This is a genomic window from Gordonia sp. w5E2 (genome assembly GCF_036540975.1).
GTDB classification, from domain to species: domain Bacteria; phylum Actinomycetota; class Actinomycetes; order Mycobacteriales; family Mycobacteriaceae; genus Gordonia; species Gordonia jacobaea.
On sequence record NZ_CP144213.1, the window covers coordinates 232996 to 250997 of the forward strand.

General features: G+C 65.4%; 12 protein-coding genes. 8 read left to right on the forward strand and 4 right to left on the reverse strand.

Annotation, left to right across the window (positions count from 1 at the left end; all coding sequences use genetic code 11):
* Positions 1–162: 162 nt before the first annotated feature.
* Together RND64_RS00985 and RND64_RS00990 are read left to right on the forward strand one after the other, a co-directional pair.
* Positions 163–729 carry a hypothetical protein gene (locus RND64_RS00985; RefSeq protein WP_270485122.1) on the forward strand — a complete coding sequence of 189 codons (567 nt, stop codon included), beginning with the start codon at positions 163–165 and terminating at the stop codon, positions 727–729.
* Between the two features lie 151 nt (positions 730–880).
* The gene (locus RND64_RS00990) at positions 881–3016 is read left to right on the forward strand and encodes a DUF2254 family protein (RefSeq protein ID WP_331436367.1); all 2136 of its coding nucleotides are present in this window, start codon (positions 881–883) and stop codon (positions 3014–3016) included.
* On the opposite strand, the gene RND64_RS00995 is transcribed toward RND64_RS00990, so the two are convergent.
* Together RND64_RS00995 and RND64_RS01000 are read right to left on the reverse strand one after the other, a co-directional pair.
* Positions 2983–4341: a sensor histidine kinase gene (locus tag RND64_RS00995; RefSeq protein WP_331436368.1), complete on the reverse strand. Its 1359-nt coding sequence runs from the start codon at positions 4339–4341 to the stop codon at positions 2983–2985. The two genes, RND64_RS00990 and RND64_RS00995, sit on opposite strands and share 34 nt — an antisense overlap.
* Positions 4338–4976, reverse strand: a complete 639-nt coding sequence (locus tag RND64_RS01000; RefSeq protein ID WP_331436369.1) for a response regulator transcription factor — start codon at positions 4974–4976, stop codon at positions 4338–4340. Before RND64_RS01000 ends, RND64_RS00995 begins: the two co-directional genes overlap by 4 nt.
* A gap of 325 nt (positions 4977–5301) precedes the next feature.
* Here RND64_RS01000 and gltB point away from each other — a divergent pair, with 325 nt between their 5' ends.
* Together gltB and RND64_RS01010 are read left to right on the forward strand one after the other, a co-directional pair.
* Positions 5302–9885 (forward strand): glutamate synthase large subunit, encoded by a 4584-nt coding sequence (gene gltB / locus RND64_RS01005; protein WP_331436370.1) that lies wholly within the window; start codon positions 5302–5304, stop codon positions 9883–9885.
* Positions 9878–11332 (forward strand): glutamate synthase subunit beta, encoded by a 1455-nt coding sequence (locus tag RND64_RS01010; RefSeq protein ID WP_270485109.1) that lies wholly within the window; start codon positions 9878–9880, stop codon positions 11330–11332. The genes gltB and RND64_RS01010 overlap by 8 nt, the downstream gene beginning before the upstream one ends.
* A gap of 244 nt (positions 11333–11576) precedes the next feature.
* Here RND64_RS01010 and RND64_RS01015 read toward each other — a convergent pair whose 3' ends face one another.
* Positions 11577–12011, reverse strand: a complete 435-nt coding sequence (locus RND64_RS01015) for an SRPBCC family protein (protein ID WP_331436642.1) — start codon at positions 12009–12011, stop codon at positions 11577–11579.
* A gap of 178 nt (positions 12012–12189) precedes the next feature.
* Between RND64_RS01015 and RND64_RS01020 the strand changes: the two genes are divergently transcribed.
* Together RND64_RS01020 and RND64_RS01025 are read left to right on the forward strand one after the other, a co-directional pair.
* On the forward strand, positions 12190–13053 hold the full coding sequence (locus tag RND64_RS01020) for a cutinase family protein (protein WP_270485103.1): 864 nt from the start codon (positions 12190–12192) through the stop codon (positions 13051–13053).
* Positions 13054–13184: 131 nt separating this feature from the next.
* The gene (locus tag RND64_RS01025) at positions 13185–13340 is read left to right on the forward strand and encodes a hypothetical protein (protein WP_331436371.1); all 156 of its coding nucleotides are present in this window, start codon (positions 13185–13187) and stop codon (positions 13338–13340) included.
* Between the two features lie 12 nt (positions 13341–13352).
* On the opposite strand, the gene RND64_RS01030 is transcribed toward RND64_RS01025, so the two are convergent.
* Positions 13353–13577, reverse strand: coding sequence for an RNA-binding S4 domain-containing protein (locus RND64_RS01030; protein ID WP_331436372.1), 225 nt, complete (start codon positions 13575–13577; stop codon positions 13353–13355).
* Between the two features lie 67 nt (positions 13578–13644).
* On the opposite strand from RND64_RS01030, the gene lysX reads away from it, so the two are divergent.
* Together lysX and RND64_RS01040 are read left to right on the forward strand one after the other, a co-directional pair.
* Positions 13645–17055: a bifunctional lysylphosphatidylglycerol synthetase/lysine--tRNA ligase LysX gene (gene lysX / locus RND64_RS01035; protein WP_331436373.1), complete on the forward strand. Its 3411-nt coding sequence runs from the start codon at positions 13645–13647 to the stop codon at positions 17053–17055.
* A 3-nt stretch (positions 17056–17058) separates the two neighbouring features.
* Entirely contained in the window at positions 17059–17946 is an 888-nt protein-coding gene (locus RND64_RS01040; protein ID WP_331436374.1) for an alpha/beta fold hydrolase, read from the forward strand.
* The last annotated feature ends 56 nt before the right edge of the window (positions 17947–18002 follow it).

Consider the following 18002-nt stretch of genomic DNA (forward strand, 5'->3'; position numbering starts at 1 on the left):
CGGCGAGCTCCGGTCTCCGCATCCGCCGATCGGTGGATGCGCTCATCACCCGGCCAATCGGCCTTGCGGTGGATGTGAGCCCGCGGGAATCAGGCCGAAACTCATTGGTGTCGAAAGAAAAACACCAGATCGGCCGCGAGACCGGGAAATCGAGAAGTAGCCATGTTCACCACAACACAGGACCCCAGCATCGGCGCCACCGGCAGTGCAGCCACTGCCTCTGCTCCCAAGCGCAAGAACGTGATCGTCGGCGTGATCGCCGGACTCGCACTGATCATCGCGGCCATCGGAATCGGCCTCGGGGTGACGGCAATGGGCCACAGCGGCACCTCGCATGCCGCGACGTCGCCCTACAGCAACTCGTCGACGAGTGGCGGTGGCTCGCAGTCGGACGGCGCCGGCACGGTGTCTCCCGCTGTGCCATCGCAGCCGGGTAACGACGTTTCGCCCGCTGTCCCGTCGCAGCCGGGTAACAACGTGTCACCTGCCGTGCCGTCGCAGCCGGGCAACAACGTCTCACCTGCTGTGCCGTCGACTCCGACCAACAATGTCTCGCCTGCTGTGCCGTCGCAGCCGGGTAACAATGTGTCGCCCGCCCAACCGTCGACGCCGGGCAACAACGTGACCCCTGCTCAGCCGTCGACGCCCACGGGCAGCATCTCGCCTGCTCAGCCGTCGACCCCGACCGGAAGCGGCATCATCACACCAGCGAGCCACGCGGCTGCGTGACCTGCTCCCACACGACCTACTCAAGCACGACGAGGTCCGCGACCACACCGGTCGCGGGCCTCGTCGTCGTTGCTGATCCGGCCGTCTTCCCGACTGCTCGCCGGTAGGCTCACTCCATCGACACGGTGTGCGCCCGGCCGAGGGCACTGAGATGACCTGGTTCCACAGATCGATCGTGGAGACCGGTCGTCTTCCCCTGTTCTTGTTCTTGATCGCATTCATAGCGACGTTCATCTTCATCCGGATCAGCGTTCGCCTGATTCGTGCGGAAGTGCGCTGGTGGCCAGGCAATGTCGCGCCGGGCGGACTCCACCTTCACCACGAGTTCTTCGGCGTGATCGTCATGGTGTTGTCGGGATTCGGGCTGGTCGCGGTCTCTCGCTTCGACACTCCTATCGCAGACTGCGTGCTCGCGGCCCTGTTCGGAATCGGCTGTGCCCTCGTGCTCGATGAATTCGCGCTCATCCTGCATCTGCGAGACGTGTACTGGGAGAAGGAGGGTCGGGCGTCGGTCGACGCGGTGTTCGTCGCCATCGCGATCGGCGCGTTGTTCCTGATGGGCTTTCGGCCACTCGACCTGACGTCTGCGGCCGACGAGTTCCGCGATGATCCGAACGTGACGGCGCGGATCGTTGTCGTGCTCGGCATCGTGGTGAATGTCGTGTTGGCGGCGATCACTCTCGCCAAGGGAAAGCTGTGGACCGGACTGGTCGGTATGTTCTTTCCGGTTCTCCTTGTTGTCGGCGCCATTCGCATCGCGCGACCGGCGTCACCGTGGGCGCGTTGGTTCTACCGCAGCCGAGAAGGCAAGTACGACAAAGCGGTCCGACGTGAACAGCGGCTTCGGGAGCCGCTCATTCGGTGGAAGATCGTGGTGCAGGAAGCACTCGCGGGCCGATTCGGTGTCCCAGACCTGCCGCCCGACCCGGTGCCCGAGGTTGTTGCGGCGGTTCCGGGTGGCCTCGCACTTCCGAGTAGAGCCGCGACAGCCGTGCGTTGGCGTCGGGTGCGACATCGGCTTCGTGTGGTCCCCACCTGGCGACTGCCGGTGATCCTCGTGTTGCTCGCGATCGTCGCGGCGCTGCTGTGCATCACGATCGACGAGAACCTCGGTCTCGACGTCGACTCCGGGACCTTGGCGACCGTGCTCGGCGTGATCGCCGGGGCCACAGCCACTTTGACGGGCCTCGTTTTCACCGCGGTGACGCTCGCGATGCAGTTCGGGGCGTCACAGATCTCGGTCCGCGTCATCCCCATGCTGCAGCGCGAGCCGGTGATGCGCTGGTCTGTCGGCTTCTTCCTTGCCACATTCGTGTTCAGCGTGATGGTGGCGATGGATCTCGCATTGACCGGCCCCGATGACGGGACTCCGGGTGCCTCGACGGCAATCGCGGCCTTCCTGACGGTGGTGTCGGCGATCCTGTTCGTCGCGCTGGTCAGCAAGGTCGGCGCGGTACTCAACGTTGCGCAGTTGATGCGATGGATCGCTGCGGACGGTCGTGCGTCGATCCGTCGGCTGTACCCGGAGGAGTCGGTCGAGACCCAGGTGCCGAACGTGGCGCCCACGCCCGACGCCGCACTCGACGAAGAGCCACGTCACGTGATCATGTTGCGCGAGATAGGTTCTCGGGGTCGAGTGTTGCTCGCGGTCAACGTGCCGATGTTGGAACGCTATGCGGCGGCATGGGGTGTGCGTTTCGATCTGCTGGTGATGGTCGGCGACAACGTGCCGCACAACGTCGGCGTGATCGCAGTGGTCGGCGCGCCGCGAGGCGGACCGGTGCCCGAGCACAAAGTGTTGCGGTGCTTGCTCTTCGGCGATATGCACCAGCCGTCGGTGAGTCCTGTCGCTGCGCTGCAAGCTATTTCAGACATTGCACTCAAGGCGATCTCGACCGCGGGCAATGACCCGAGCACCGTGGTGTTGGCGCTCGACCACATCGAGGACATGCTGCTGATGCTTGCGCCTCGTGTTCACGCGGACGCGGTTCGACGCTCGCCTGCGGTGCGCGGCTATCGACGTACATGGGCGGACTATGTCGCGATCGGCACCGACGAGATCCGCAGGCACAGCCACGGCCAGGCGCAGGTGCATCGACGACTACGTGCGCTCTACGAGACCGTCGCGGCACAGTGCAGCGCGGATCAACAGCCGCCGATCGTCGAACGTCTTGCGGCACTGGACGAACAGGTCGCGCTCGATTGGCCGATAGGCCTCGACCGTCGGCTCGCGGAGCGTCCGGACCGGCAGGGCTACGGCTCCGAGCGCGGGTCGACGTTCGACTGAGCACGCGCTCCGGCGTCGGCCACCGGGACCTCGGCGATCGCGGCCGTCCCACCGCCGGGACGTCGGGTGACGGTCAATGAGCCGCCCTGCTGCTCGAGGCGTACCCGACGTGAGACAAGTCCGATGTGTCCCTCGGCGACGCGACGATCGAGGGCCGACTCGTCGACGCCGCGCCCGTCGTCGACAACAACCACACGGGCTGTGCCGTCGTCGAATTCGACTGACAGTTCGACAGCGTGGGCGTCGGCATGCTTGACCACGTTGGTCAGCAGCTCGCGTGCGGTTGCGAACAGCATGGGATCGGACGTGGTGCGCAGATCGCTCGGCCAGCCGACGGTGTCGACCGAGATCGTCAGCGGGGAGCGCTGTTCGACCGAGGCCGCGAGGTCGGTGACCGCAGCGGCGAGTCCTCCCTGTTCGAGTACGGCGGGATGGAGTTCACCCAGCGTCGAGCGCAGTAGCCTCGAAGCCTCCCGAAGCGCTGTGTCGACCCGTCCGAGAGCGTCGGGATCTGTGCCGTCGCGCGCCGCATCGAGTTCCTGCCGCGCGCCGAGCACGTACTGCAACGCGCCGTCGTGGAGGTGCTCGGCGAGGTCGCGACGTTCGCGTTCCTCGATGCGGACGGTCTCGTCGAGAAGCCGAGCACGTTGTGCCGCAAGAGATCCGATCGTCGACACCCGTGAACGCTGAACGGTCGAGAGCATCACACTGCCCAATGCGAGGATCGCGACGACAAGCGTGCGCATGGCGATCAACGACCACGGTTCGCCGTTGGGGACACGGGCCAGAGCGCTCGCGAGGAAGTAGACGACGACGGTCGGGATCACCACGAGCGCACAAACTCTGGGCCGCAGTTGCGTCGCGGCGATCATCGGAATGGCGACGAATCCGTTGACGAGTACATCCGAGGTCCAACTGACCTGATCGGAACGGCTCGCCACGACGATCAGCACGACGAGGACCGCGAGGTCGACAAACAAAGCGAGCCAAGCAAATCGGATCATGCCCACCCGTATTCGGGAGGCCGCCAGCACACCCGCGAGACACCAGACGGCGTAGAGCACCGCGACCACGATGCAGAACGCGGCGCCGTCGGCCGGCGGATCGAGGAGCACTGTCGCCAGCACGAAGATCGCGAGCAGCATGCGCAGCACGACCTGCACTCGGACGCCGAGAAGTGCGTGATCGATCAGGATCTCGGAGATGCGCGGCTCGTCGATCAGCTCAGTCAGGCCGAGCTGCGGTGCCTGGCCATCCGGGTTGCCCGAGCGCCCATAGCCCAGACGCCCATAGCCCAGCCGCCGCGGCCATGAGGGTCGAGTCATTCGAGGAGTCCGCGACGCATCGCCTCGGCGACGGCGGCAGCGCGGTCGGACACGCCGAGCTTCTCGTACAAGTGCTGTGCATGTGTTTTGACGGTCGACGCCCCGATGAAGAGCTCGCCTGCGACCTGCGGGATCGACAGGCCGCGGGCGAAGCCTTCGAGCACCTGGCGTTCACGCTCACTGAGCGCTGGGCCGTCGTTGCGCGCATGCGACCTGATCTCACCGACGAGCCCTGCGGCCAACTCCGCGGGGACCACCGTCTCGCCCTTGGCAACCCGCGTGACGGCTCCGACGATCTCGTCGCGGCTCGATTCCTTGCTCAGGTACCCCGCCGCACCCTTCTCCAGCGCAGCGAAGACGATGGGCGCGTCGGTGACAGCGGAGAGAATAAGGACCCGCGTCCGCAGTCCGTCCCTGGTCACCGCGTGCGCGACGTCGACTCCGGTCAGTCCCGGCATCTGATAGTCGACGACGGCCACGTCCGGCAGGTCAGCACGAATGAGTTCGAGGCCCGAGGTGCCGTCGCCTGCCTCGCCCACCACACGGACGCGGCCACTCTGGGTGAGTCCGCGAGAGATGCCATCCCGGAAGAACGGATGGTCGTCGATCACCACAGCAGTCACCAGCGATTCCACCGACTCAGGATAGGCGTTCGACGTCCCGTTTGTTGCACGTAACCTGCGCAATCAGCGGCGATGTGGTAGCCGGATTTCAATACTGGGTACTCCCCGTGAGAAAATATTCGACAATGCTCATGAAGCAGTGGGGTGTCAGCGCGATCTCAGGGTCGGCGCACCCCCGCCAGCAACGGCGCTGGCACGAGGCAGCCACCGAGTGATCACAGGATCAGCCCAGGTCAGCCCACGATGAGGGTGGATTCTGTTGGCTCGGAAGGACTGCTGTCAACGACGAAACGGGTGACAGCTCTGCGCAACGTCGCGCACCTAGTGAGGCGAATACATGAAGCACGCTCCAGGCCCCATTGGGCTCTATGACCCGGCCAACGAACACGACGCGTGCGGTGTTGCGTTTGTAGTCGATATGCATGGTCGTCGCAGCCGCGACATCGTGGACAAGGCGATCACCGCGCTGATCAACCTGGAGCACCGTGGTGCTGCGGGCGCAGAGCCGAACACCGGCGACGGTGCCGGAATCATGATCCAGGTCCCCGACCGCTTCCTGCGTGAAGTTGTCGACTTCGAACTGCCCGCCGAGGGCAGCTACGCGACCGGTATCGCCTTCCTGCCGCAGGGCTCGAACGACGCCGCGACCGCCGCCGAGGGCGTCGAGAAGATCATCGAGTCCGAGGGTCTGACCGTGCTCGGCTGGCGCGAGGTACCCACCAACGAGAACGGACTCGGTGCCCTCGCGCGCGACGCGATGCCGACCTTCCGTCAGGTGTTCCTCGCCGGTGCGTCGGGCATGGAGCTCGAGCGCAAGGCATTCGTCGTGCGCAAGCGTGTTCAGCACGAACTCGGCAACAAGGGTGCCGGTGCCGACGGCCCGGGCCGCGAGACCGTGTACTTCCCGAGTCTGTCGGGCACGACCTTCGTCTACAAGGGCATGCTCACCACCCCGCAGCTGCGGGAGTTCTACCTCGACCTGCAGGACTCGGCGGTGGAGAGCGCGCTCGGCCTCGTGCACTCGCGCTTCTCGACCAACACCTTCCCGTCGTGGCCGCTCGCGCATCCGTTCCGCCGGGTCGCGCACAACGGTGAGATCAACACCGTCACCGGCAACGAGAACTGGATGCGTGCCCGTGAGGCGCTGATCGACACGTCGCTGTTCGGCGACGGCGCAGCGCAGAAGATCTTCCCGGTGTGTACTCCCGGAGCGTCGGACACCGCGCGCTTCGACGAGGTGCTCGAGATGCTGCACCTCGGTGGGCGCAGCCTGCCGCACGCGGTCCTGATGATGATCCCCGAGGCGTGGGAACGCCAAGAGGCGATGAAGCCGGAGCACCGCGCGTTCTACGAGTACCACGCGTCACTCATGGAGCCGTGGGACGGACCGGCATCGGTCTGCTTCACCGACGGCACCGTCGTCGGCGCCGTGCTCGACCGAAATGGCCTGCGCCCCAGCCGAATCTGGGTTACCAAGGACGGCCTCGTCGTGATGGCCTCCGAGGTCGGCGTGCTCGATATCGACCAGGCCGACGTCGTGCAGAAGCTTCGCCTGCAGCCGGGCCGCATGTTCCTCGTCGACACCGAGGCGGGCCGCATCGTCGACGACGAGGAGATCAAGGACGAGCTCGCCGCCGAGCATCCGTACGCGGAGTGGCTCGAAAAGGGTCTCGTCCACATCGACCACGTCAAAGCATTGCCGCACGAGCACATGTCCCATCACCGGGTCACGTTGCGGCAGTTGGTGTTCGGTTACACCACCGAGGAGCTCAACCTGCTGGTCGCGCCGATGGCGAAGACCGGAGCCGAGGCAATCGGCTCGATGGGTACCGATACCCCGATCGCGGTGTTGTCGGCGCGTCCGCGGATGCTGTTCGACTACTTCCAGCAGCTCTTCGCGCAGGTGACCAACCCGCCGCTCGACGCGATCCGCGAGGAGATCGTCACCAGCATCGGCGGAACCATCGGGTCCGAAGCCGATCTGCTGCATCCGGGTCCGGAGTCGTGCCGCCAGATCTCGCTTCCCTCACCGGTGATCGACAACGACACCCTCGCCAAGTTGGTCCGGATCAACGAGGACGACGCGCTTCCCGACTTCCGCAGCATCCAGATCCACGGGCTCTACCCGGTGTCCGAGGGTGGTGCCGGGCTGCGCAAGGCGCTCGACGAGATCCGCGCCAAGGTCAGTGCTGCCATCGACGACGGCGTGAGCCTCGTCGTGCTCAGCGACAGGGAATCCGACGAGACGCTCGCACCGATTCCGTCGTTGCTGCTGACAGCCGCGGTTCACCACCACCTGGTCCGCGAGCGCAAGCGCACCCGTGTCGGCCTGATCGTCGAATCGGGTGATTGCCGCGAGGTCCACCACGTCGCCACGTTGGTGGGATTCGGTGCGGCAGCGGTCAATCCGTACATGGCCTTCGAATCGATCGAGGACATGGTCGAGCGCGGAGTGCTCGGCGACATCGAATTCGAGACCGCCCGCAACAACTACATCAAGGCCGCGGGCAAGGGCGTGCTCAAGGTGATGAGCAAGATGGGCATCTCCACGGTCGCCTCGTACACCGGCGCCCAGCTCTTCCAGGTGATCGGTCTCGACCAGGACACCGTCGACGAGTTCTTCAGTGGAATGAACAGCCAGCTCGGAGGTGTCGGACTCGACGAGATCGCCGCCGACGTCGCAACGCGACATGCTTTGGCATTCAACGACCGTCCGTCCGAGCGCGCACACCGCGAGCTCCCGGTCGGCGGCGAGTACCAGTGGCGGCGCGAGGGTGAATACCACCTGTTCAACCCGGACACCGTGTTCAAGCTTCAGCACGCCACGCGCACCGGTCAGTACAAGGTGTTCAAGGAATACACCAAGATGGTCGACGATCAGTCGGCCCGAATGGCAACTCTTCGTGGACTGTTCGACTTCAACTTCGGCGATCGTGATCCGATCCCGATCGACAAGGTCGAACCCGCGAGTGAGATCGTCAAGCGTTTCTCGACCGGCGCGATGAGCTTCGGTTCGATCTCGGCCGAGGCGCACGAGACCTTGGCCATCGCCATGAACCGACTCGGCGGACGGTCGAATTCCGGTGAGGGCGGCGAGGATCCGCGTCGTTTCCATCACGACGAGAACGGTGACTGGCGTCGCAGTGCGATCAAGCAGGTCGCGTCGGGACGCTTCGGTGTCACCTCGCACTACCTGAGCAACTGCACCGACATCCAGATCAAGATGGCGCAGGGCGCGAAACCCGGTGAGGGCGGCCAGCTTCCGCCGCACAAGGTGTATCCGTGGGTCGCCGAGGTTCGTGGTTCGACGCCGGGCGTCGGCCTCATCTCGCCGCCACCGCATCACGACATCTACTCGATCGAGGATCTCGCCCAGCTGATCCACGATCTGAAGAATGCCAATCCGCAAGCGCGCGTACACGTCAAGCTCGTCAGTGAGCTCGGCGTCGGAACGGTCGCCGCGGGTGTGTCGAAGGCACACGCCGACGTCGTGCTGATCTCCGGCCACGACGGCGGTACCGGTGCATCGCCGCTGACATCCTTGAAGCATGCGGGTGCCCCCTGGGAGATCGGTCTCGCCGAGACGCAGCAGACCTTGCTGCTCAACGGACTTCGCGACCGCATCTCGGTGCAGGTCGACGGCCAGCTCAAGACCGGACGCGACGTGGTCATCGGTGCACTGCTCGGAGCCGAGGAATTCGGCTTCGCGACGGCGCCTCTCGTCGTCTCGGGTTGCGTCATGATGCGCGTCTGCCATCTCGACACCTGCCCCGTCGGCGTCGCCACCCAGAATCCGCTGCTGCGTGAGCGTTTCACCGGCAAGCCGGAGTTCGTCGAGAACTTCTTCATGTTCATCGCCGAAGAGGTACGCGAACTGCTCGCTCGCCTCGGGTTCCGCACCCTGCAGGAGGCTGTGGGCCACGTCGAGGCGCTCGACACGACAAAGGCGCTCGCACACTGGAAGTCGTCGAAGGCGGGCAAGCTCGACCTGTCGCCGATCTTGTCGACGCCCGAATCGCCGTTCATGAACCAGGACCTGTACTGCTCCGGCGTGCAGGACCACGGGTTGGAGAAGGCGCTCGACCAGCAACTCATCGCGCAGAGTCGTGAGGCGATCGATCACGGCACCAGGGTGTCGTTCACGTCGAAGATCACCAACGTGAACCGCACCGTCGGAACGATGCTCGGCCATGAGGTCACCAAGACGCATGGCGCACAGGGTCTTCCCGAGGGCACGATCATCATCGACTTCGAGGGTTCTGCAGGCAACAGCTTCGGTGCCTTCGTGCCGAAGGGCATCACGCTTCGACTCGAGGGCGACGCCAACGACTTCGTGGGCAAGGGTCTCTCGGGTGGACGCATCGTGGTGCGCCCGCCGGCGGGTACGCCGGAAGGCTTTGTCGCAGAAGACAACATCATCGCCGGAAACGTGATCGGCTTCGGCGCCACCAAGGGAAAGATCTTCCTGCGGGGCGTCGTCGGAGAGCGTTTCTGCGTGCGCAACTCGGGTGCCACCGCGGTGGTCGAGGGCGTCGGCGATCACGGCTGCGAGTACATGACCGGCGGACGCGTGGTGGTGCTCGGCGACACCGGGCGCAACTTCGCGGCCGGTATGTCGGGCGGCATCGCCTACGTGTACGACCCGGAGAACAAGCTGGGCACCAACCTGAACCCCGAACTCGTCGACCTCGAACCACTCGACGACGAAGACATCGAGTTCTTGTCCGGCATCATCGGTGAGCATCGTGGCGAGACGGCGTCGCCGGTCGCCGCAGCGATTCTCGCCGATTGGGAGAACACCCAGCAGGCGTTCGCCAAGGTCATGCCGCGCGATTTCAAGCGTGTGCTTGCCGCGATCGACGCCGCAGAGAAGTCCGGACGAGACGTGAACGAAGCGATCATGGAGGCCGCACGTGGCTGACCCCAGAGGATTCCTCAAGCACACCGAGCGTGAACTGCCCGAGCGGCGTCCGGTCGACCTGCGGTTGATGGACTGGAAAGAGGTCTACAACGACTTCGACAAGTCGGAGCTGCAGACCCAGGCCAGCCGCTGCATGGACTGCGGTATCCCGTTCTGCCACAACGGTTGTCCGCTGGGCAATCTGATCCCGGAGTGGAACGACCTCGTCTACCGGGATCAGTGGAAAGAAGGCATCGAGCGCCTGCATGCGACCAACAACTTCCCGGAGTTCACGGGTCGTCTGTGCCCGGCGCCGTGCGAGGCGTCGTGCGTGCTCGGTATCAACCAGCCCGCGGTGACCATCAAGCAGGTCGAGGTGGAGTTGATCGACAACGCCTTCGACAGCGGCTGGGTGCAGCCTGTGCTGCCGACTGAGCGCACGGGCAAATCGGTTGCGGTCGTCGGTTCGGGTCCCGCGGGACTCGCTGCGGCGCAACAGCTCACGCGCGCGGGCCACACGGTCTACGTGTACGAGCGCGCCGACCGCATCGGCGGACTGCTGCGCTACGGCATCCCCGAGTTCAAGATGGAGAAGCGCCACATCGACCGTCGTCTCGAGCAGATGCGGGCCGAGGGCACCGTCTTCCGTGCCGGCGTCAACGTGGGCGTCGACATCACCGTCGCACAGCTTCGCGAGGACTTCGACGCCGTCGTGCTCGCGATGGGTTCGACGATCGGTCGCGATCTGCCGATCCCCGGACGTGAGCTCGACGGTATCCACCAGGCAATGGAGTTCCTGCCGCAGGCCAACCGGATTCAGCTCGGCGACACCGTCGACGGGCAGATCAGCGCCAAGGGCAAGAAGGTCGTCATCATCGGCGGTGGCGACACCGGCGCCGACTGCCTCGGCACGTCGCTGCGTCAGGGTGCCGAGGTTGTGCACCAGTTCGAGATCATGCCCAAGCCGCCGACCGAGCGCGCCGAGCAGACCCCGTGGCCGACGTACCCGCTGATGTACCGCGTGTCCTCTGCCCACGAAGAGGGCGGCGAGCGCGTGTTCTCGGTCAACACCGAGCAGTTCACCGGCGAGAACGGCAAGGTCACCGCGCTCAAGGCCCACGAGGTTGCGATGCGTGACGGTCGATTCGAGAAGGTCGAGGGCTCAGACTTCGAGCTCGAATGCGATCTCGTGCTGCTGGCCATGGGCTTCGTCGGCCCCGAGCGTGCCGACCTGCTCGACAAGCTGGGCGTCGAATACGACCAGCGCGGCAACATCAAGCGCGACAACGACTTCGCTGCCATCGGGCAGGAGGGCGTGTACGTCGCGGGCGATGCCGGGCGCGGACAGTCGCTGATCGTGTGGGCCATCGCGGAGGGTCGCTCGGCGGCCGCCGCAGCGGACCGATACCTCGCGGGGGCGTCGGATCTTCCCGCACCGATCGTGCCGACACAGGTCGCGCAGCGCTGACCCGCTGCCGCTGGGGTGGTCTCGACAAGCTCGACCAGCGGGGGCAGCTCGACCAGCGGGGACAGTTCGACCGGCGGGGACAGTTCGGCCGGCGGGGTGGTCTCGACAGGCTCGACCAGCGAGAGGGTGCTCGACCGGCGGGTGGGGCGCTCGGCCGGCGGGTGGTCTCGACAGGCTCGACCAGCGACGGAGGGCGCTCGACCGGCGGGGTGGTCTCGACAAGCTCGACCGGCGGGTGGGGCGGTCAGAGCTTCTCGAGCACGCTCGTCATCTGGGTGGGCACCGAGTCGGCGAGGCGGCCGAAGATGAAGCCGAAGAGCGGTTCGCCGATCAGCTTGAAGCGGTGGAAGTCGACGAGCGCTCGGTAGGTGACGCTCGTCGTTCCGTCGCCGAGATCGGTGAACGAGAGGTCGTCAGACGTCGTCGCGGTCTTGTTCGAGCCGGAGAACACGACGTGGTCCGGGTCGTCGCGGGTCAGCTCGTAGGTCAGCTCCGTCGAGATCCCGTACAGCTTCGACTTGTTGTGCCAACGGGTGCCGAGTGCGATCGGGGCGTCGTCTTCCTGCGTGCATTCGACGGTCCCCGGGTCCCACTGCTCCGCGTGGGAGAAGTCGCGCAGATAGGCGACGATAACCTCCCGTGGCTGTCGGACAGTGAAAGTGCGCGAGACGTCGACCACCGTGGCCTCCTTCATGTGGCGGGTAGCTCTGTTCCGTAGACAAAGGTTCTATGAGAGTTCGGTGAGACGACGCTGCCGGATGGGTGGATCCCTGCCTACACTCTCTTGGTCGGGCCGCGGCTGATTCGCCGTGGACACGTGGTTGCGGAGGTACAGGTCGGTGCGCAGGCTTCTCGGGATGGCAGTGGCGGTGGTGTTGGCGGCGTGTGGCGTCGTTGTCGCAACGGCGGGTTCGGCGTCGGCGGCGCCGGGACCGTGCCCCAAGGTGTATGTGCTGGCGATCCCCGGCACGTGGTCTGACGGCCCGGGTCTGCTCGGTGCGGTCACGTCGAATCTCGGGTCCGACACCAAGGTCTCCTATGTCGGCTACGACGCCACGGCGTTTCCATGGGAGAGCGCCATCTACGGAAAGTCGAAGGCGCAGGCCGTAGCCAATACCAAGGGGCTCGCCCTGGACATGCTCAAGCGGTGTCCCGGCACCAAGATCGCGCTCACCGGGTACAGCCAGGGAGCCGACGCCGCGGGCGATGTCGCGTCGGAGATCGGTACCGGCCGCGAGAAGATCCGTCCGCAGCAGGTCGCAGGCGTTGTCCTGATCGCAGACCCCCGCCGCTCGTCGAAGGACAATCTGGTCGGTCCGCCCCTCACCGGACAGGGGAGCGGAGGGCCGCGCCTCCACGGCATGGGCTACGTACTGCCGCGCGCCTTCACCATCTGCGCGCCCAAAGACCTCTACTGCAACGTGCCACGTGATTACTACGTGACGCGCGTGATCGGCTACCTCGCAGAGACCAGTGATCCAACGCCGAGCCAGGTCGGTCAGTACCAGGCAGAGGCGGGCGCGATCGTCAACGAGTTGCTCACCAGGGGCGGGCCGGGGAACGTCGTCAACGAGCTCAGCAACGCTCGCGCACGGCAGCAGATCATCGAGTTCAACCGATTCCTGCAGTCCGGTTCACACGGCGACTACGGGAGTTTCCAGGTCAAGCCGGGCGTGACTGCCGTGGCTTGGGCGCATCAGTTCCTCGCCGGATTGGGCTGAACGGCGCGTCGGTCTCTGGCTGGTAACGAATCCTGTGTGACGATCGATACGTAAGGGTGAGTTGCGCCGACGAAGTCGGCAATACAAGATAGTAAAGATCGTATCCATTCTGACGCAGGAAACGTATCGTCATGAAGCTGGCAGCAACGTTCCAAACACCCCGTCGACACTCGATGCTGAGTGCCATCTCCGGCGGCCGACTCGGCCGCAGTCGGGAACCTCAGCGATTCCCCGCGGAGGCCGAGCGCCTCGTCACCCCGGCGGAACTCAAGCGACTGACTGCGTGAGCAGGCCGCTGGTCACTCAACCGTGACCCGCGCCGATGCATCACCCAGAGAGATCACGTCGCCGACGGCCAACTGCCTACCTCGTCGTGTTTCCACATCTCCGTTGACGGTGACGAGACCGTCGGAGATGACCTCCTTGGCCTCGGCCCCGGACTCGATGAGATTGGCCAGTTTCAGGAACTGACCGAGCCGGATTCCGTCTTCCCGGACTGGCACATCGAACGCGTCGTCGTCCATGTCTGAGATACTGCCTGACCGGCGAACAGTACGCACCGTTGAACCGCCGGTGAACTACCTTTGATCCATGGCGGTCGAGTCCCCATCTCACGTACACCCGGGTGCCCCCACAGATCCCGACGTCGCGGTGCAGCGGTCGGAACGCGCAGAGGCGGATCGCCGGTCGGCCGATCTACTCGAGCGCATCCGCCACCCTCGCGGATTCGGAAGCCACGCGCCACAGATCGCAGGGCTCGTCGTCGGGATCATGGCGACCATCGCGTTGCTGTCGAGCATCTTCCCGTTCTTCCGGCACTGGATTCACGTACCGCGCGACTACGTGGACGACTTCATCATCTCGATGCCCGACACGAGCTTCGCGTGGTCGTTCGTGTTGGCGCTCGTCGCCATCGCACTGACAGCCCGCAAACGCATCGCGTGGTGGATCTGCGTCATCTACCTGCTGCTGTTCATGGCAGGAAACGCGCTGCTCCTGTGGCAGCCGGTCGCCGACGACTTCGACGTCGACGACACCGAACGGATGAACATCGTGATCGGCCTCGGTATCGATCTCGCTGCGCTGGTCTTCCTGCTTGTCACGTATCGGCAGTTCTATACGCGGGTTCGACGTGGCGCCCTGCTGCGCGCGCTCGTGGTGCTCGTGGTCGGACTTGCGGTGGCAACCGGTATCGGGTTCGCGTTGGTGTGGCTGTTCCCGGGCAGCCTCGAACGCTCCGAACGTCTGCCCTACGCATTCAACCGGGTCGTCGCGTTCGCCGCGATCGACCAGCGGACCTTCGACGGCCACCACACCTATCCGCCGGTCAATGGTGCTCTGGGACTATTCGGCGCACTCGCGCTGATCGTCGCGGCGTCGGTGCTGTTCCGATCGCAGCGGCTCAAGTCGCTGATGACCGCGACCGACGAACGGCTGATCCGGGCGCTGATTACGAGATTCAACGACGACGACTCGCTGGCCTACTTCTCGACGCGACGCGACAAAGCGGTCGTCTTCTCGCGCGACGGCCGCGCGGCGATCACCTACCGCGTCGAGCTGGGTGTCGGGATTGCCGGTGGTGATCCGATCGGCGACCCCGAGTCCTGGCCCGACGCGATCGCAGAGTTCCTGGTGCTGTGCGAGCGCTACGGGTGGCACCCCGCGGCGATGGGTTCCAGCGAACGGGGCGCGGCGGCATTCGAGGCCGCGGGATTCACGTCGCTGAACATCGGCGACGAGGCGATCCTGCACACACGGCAGTACACGATCAGCGGCCCGACGATGAAGGGCGTGCGCCAGGCGGTCACACGAACCCGACGTGCAGGCGTCACCACCCGCATCCGCAGGCATCGCGACATTCCGCCGACCGAGATGGTCGACGTGGTCGCGCGAGCCGACGCCTGGCGCGACACCGAGGAGGAGCGCGGCTTCGCGATGGCGCTCTCCCGCATCGGCGATCCCGCAGACGGCGACTGCCTGCTGGTGGAGGCGGTCCTGAATGAGGGTGAGCCCGACGAGAAGGTCGTCGGGATGCTGTCATTTGTTCCGTGGGGTCGGCGCGGGGTCTCGCTCGACCTGATGCGCCGCGACCGCAGCGGCATCAACGGTGTCGTCGAGACAATGGTCAGCGACCTGTGCCGCGACTCGGAGAACTTCGGGATCACCGACATCTCCCTGAACTTCGCGACGTTCCGCGCAGTGTTCGAGAAGGGCCAGGAGATCGGCGCGGGCCCCGTCATGCGCGGGAGCTATGCCGTGCTGATGTTCGGCTCCAAGTTCTTCCAGATGGAGTCGCTCTACCGGTCAAACGCGAAATACCTTCCCGACTGGCAGCCGCGATTCCTGTGCTTCGAGGACACCCGCATCCTCGCGCGAGCCGGTCTGGCGGCCGTCGTCACCGAGGGCTTCGTCAGGCTCCCCAGGTTCGGTCGCAAGCAGCAGTACACCGCGGGACAGTCGTCGATTCCCACAGGCATCGATGTCGACGCGTTGATCGCTGAACTCGACGCCGAGGCGGAGGCGCAGAACGCGGTCGCGGCGCATCGTCCGGAACAGGTCAGGGTGCGGCTTGCCAAGCTGGACAGGATGATCGACGACGGCGTCGACCCGTATCCGCCGGCCGATCCGCCGTCGCACTCGATCGCGGAGGCCGTCGCCGCGCCTGCGGGTACGCCGGTGTCGATTGCCGGCCGCATCACGCGGCTGCGTGACTTCGGCAAGGTGGTCTTCGCCGACGTCCATGACTGGTCGGGGCAGGTGCAGATCCTGGTCGAGGCATCGCGACTCGATTCCGGCTCAAGGGATTTCGCGTCCGACGTCGACCTCGGTGATCTGGTCGAGGTGCACGGTGAGATGGGCACGAGCCGCAAGGGCGAGGTGTCGGTGCTCGTGGACCGCTGGGCGATGATAGGAAAGTCGCTGCGTCCGCTGCCCGACAAGTGGGCGGGCCTGACAGATCCGGAAGCCCGTGTGCGGCAACGATACGTCGACCTCGCGATCAATCCGCGTTCGCGGCAGTTGCTCGCCACGCGGAGCGTCGTGGTCAAGGCGCTGCGCGACTTCCTCTCTGCCCGTGGCTATCTCGAAGTCGAAACCCCGATTCTGCAGCAGATCCACGGTGGCGCGAACGCGACGCCGTTCACGACTCACATCAACGCCTACAACCTCGACCTCTACCTGCGGATCGCGCCGGAGTTGTATCTCAAGCGGTTGTGCGTCGGCGGCGTGGAGAAGGTGTTCGAGATCGGCAGGAACTTCCGCAACGAGGGCGTCGACTTCAGTCACAATCCGGAGTTCACGAGCCTCGAAGCCTATGAGGCGCACAGTGATTACCTGAAGATGCTCGATCTCACGCGCGAGATGATCCAGTTCGCGGCCATCGCCGCCTACGGTGAGCCGGTGATCGTGCGCTTCGACGACGAGGGCAACGAGCAGCGAATCGACATCTCCGGACAGTGGCCGGTGAAGACCGTCTACGGGGTGGTGTCCGACGGTGCCGGCGAGGAGATCACGCCGGAGACGTCGGTGGAGCATCTGCGGGAGGTCTGCAAGCGCCTCGACATCGCGTTCCGTCCGGACTGGGACGCGGGCGCGATCGTGCAGGAACTCTACGAGCATCTCGGCGAAGACCGCACCACCTTCCCGACGTTCTACACCGATTTCCCGACGTCGGTCTCGCCGCTCACGCGGGCGCATCGCAGCGAGCCGGGGGTCGCCGAGCGGTGGGATCTGGTGGCGTGGGGCGTCGAACTCGGTACCGCGTACACGGAGCTGACCGATCCCGTGGAACAGCGCAAAAGGCTTACCGCGCAATCGGTTCTGGCTGCCGACGGTGATCCGGAGGCAATGGAGCTCGACGAGGACTTCCTGCAGGCACTCGAATACGCGATGCCGCCGACCGGTGGTCTCGGCGTCGGCGTCGACCGTGTGGTCATGTTGATCACGGGTCAGTCGATACGCGAATCGTTGGCATTCCCGCTGGCCAAACCACAGGAGAACTGAGCAGTGGACGACGGTCGGCGCGAGGTCGATCGGCCGCCGCCGGGGCAGATCGTCGACGTCGACGGCCAACGCATCCACGTCGTCGACGAAGGGTCGGGTCGGCCGCTGTTGCTCATGGCTGCGATGGGAAGCAACTGGTTCGATCTCGACCATCTCGCCGCACGACTCGTCGAGCGTGGTTGGCGGGTGGTCCGGTTCGACCGCCCGGGATATGGGCTGTCCGAACAGCTTCCGCGTGGCCGCGTGCTGACCCTGTCGCTCGAAGTCTCGTGGATGGCGGGCGTCCTGGATGCGCTGCGGATAGCGGAGCCCGTGACCGTCGTCGGACACTCGGTTGCCTCGCTGTATGTCGAGGCGTTTGCGCGGGTACACCCGACGCGCACTGCGGGAGTTGTGATGCTCGACGGTTCTTACGTGCTACTGCCGTGGCGGGTGGTGCCGCTCGGTGTGCGAATCGACAACGCGCACAGGATGATCGACACGGGTAGGAGGGTGACGCAGCGGTTTCGGCTTCCGCGGCGTGGATTCTCACGGGTGCGGACCGTCGTGCTGCCGAGGCCACCGGAGGGCTTCTACGATCACGAGCACTACTGGGCTGCGAAGGTTTTCGGCAACTGGCCGATGCTGCTCGCCACGATGGTGGAGAACGCTGCCTTCCCCGCGATCAACGCGTCGCTGCGTCGCATGCGCAAGAATCATCCGATGCCACCGGTTCCGGTGATCGTGGTGGCCGCGCTTTCTGGTCCGAAGCCGTGGCAGCGTTTCTGGCTGTGGAAGCAGGCCCGCTATGCGCGGATGCTCGGTGGTCGGCTCATCCCGGTCGCCGCGCGCCATTTCGTCGTGCTGGAGATTCCCGACGACGTCGCGGACGCGATCGATCAGGTGCGCTGATGGGCAGCGCGTTTCTTACCGCCCGGTAACCTGAGGTACCCATGACCGCGCGTCAC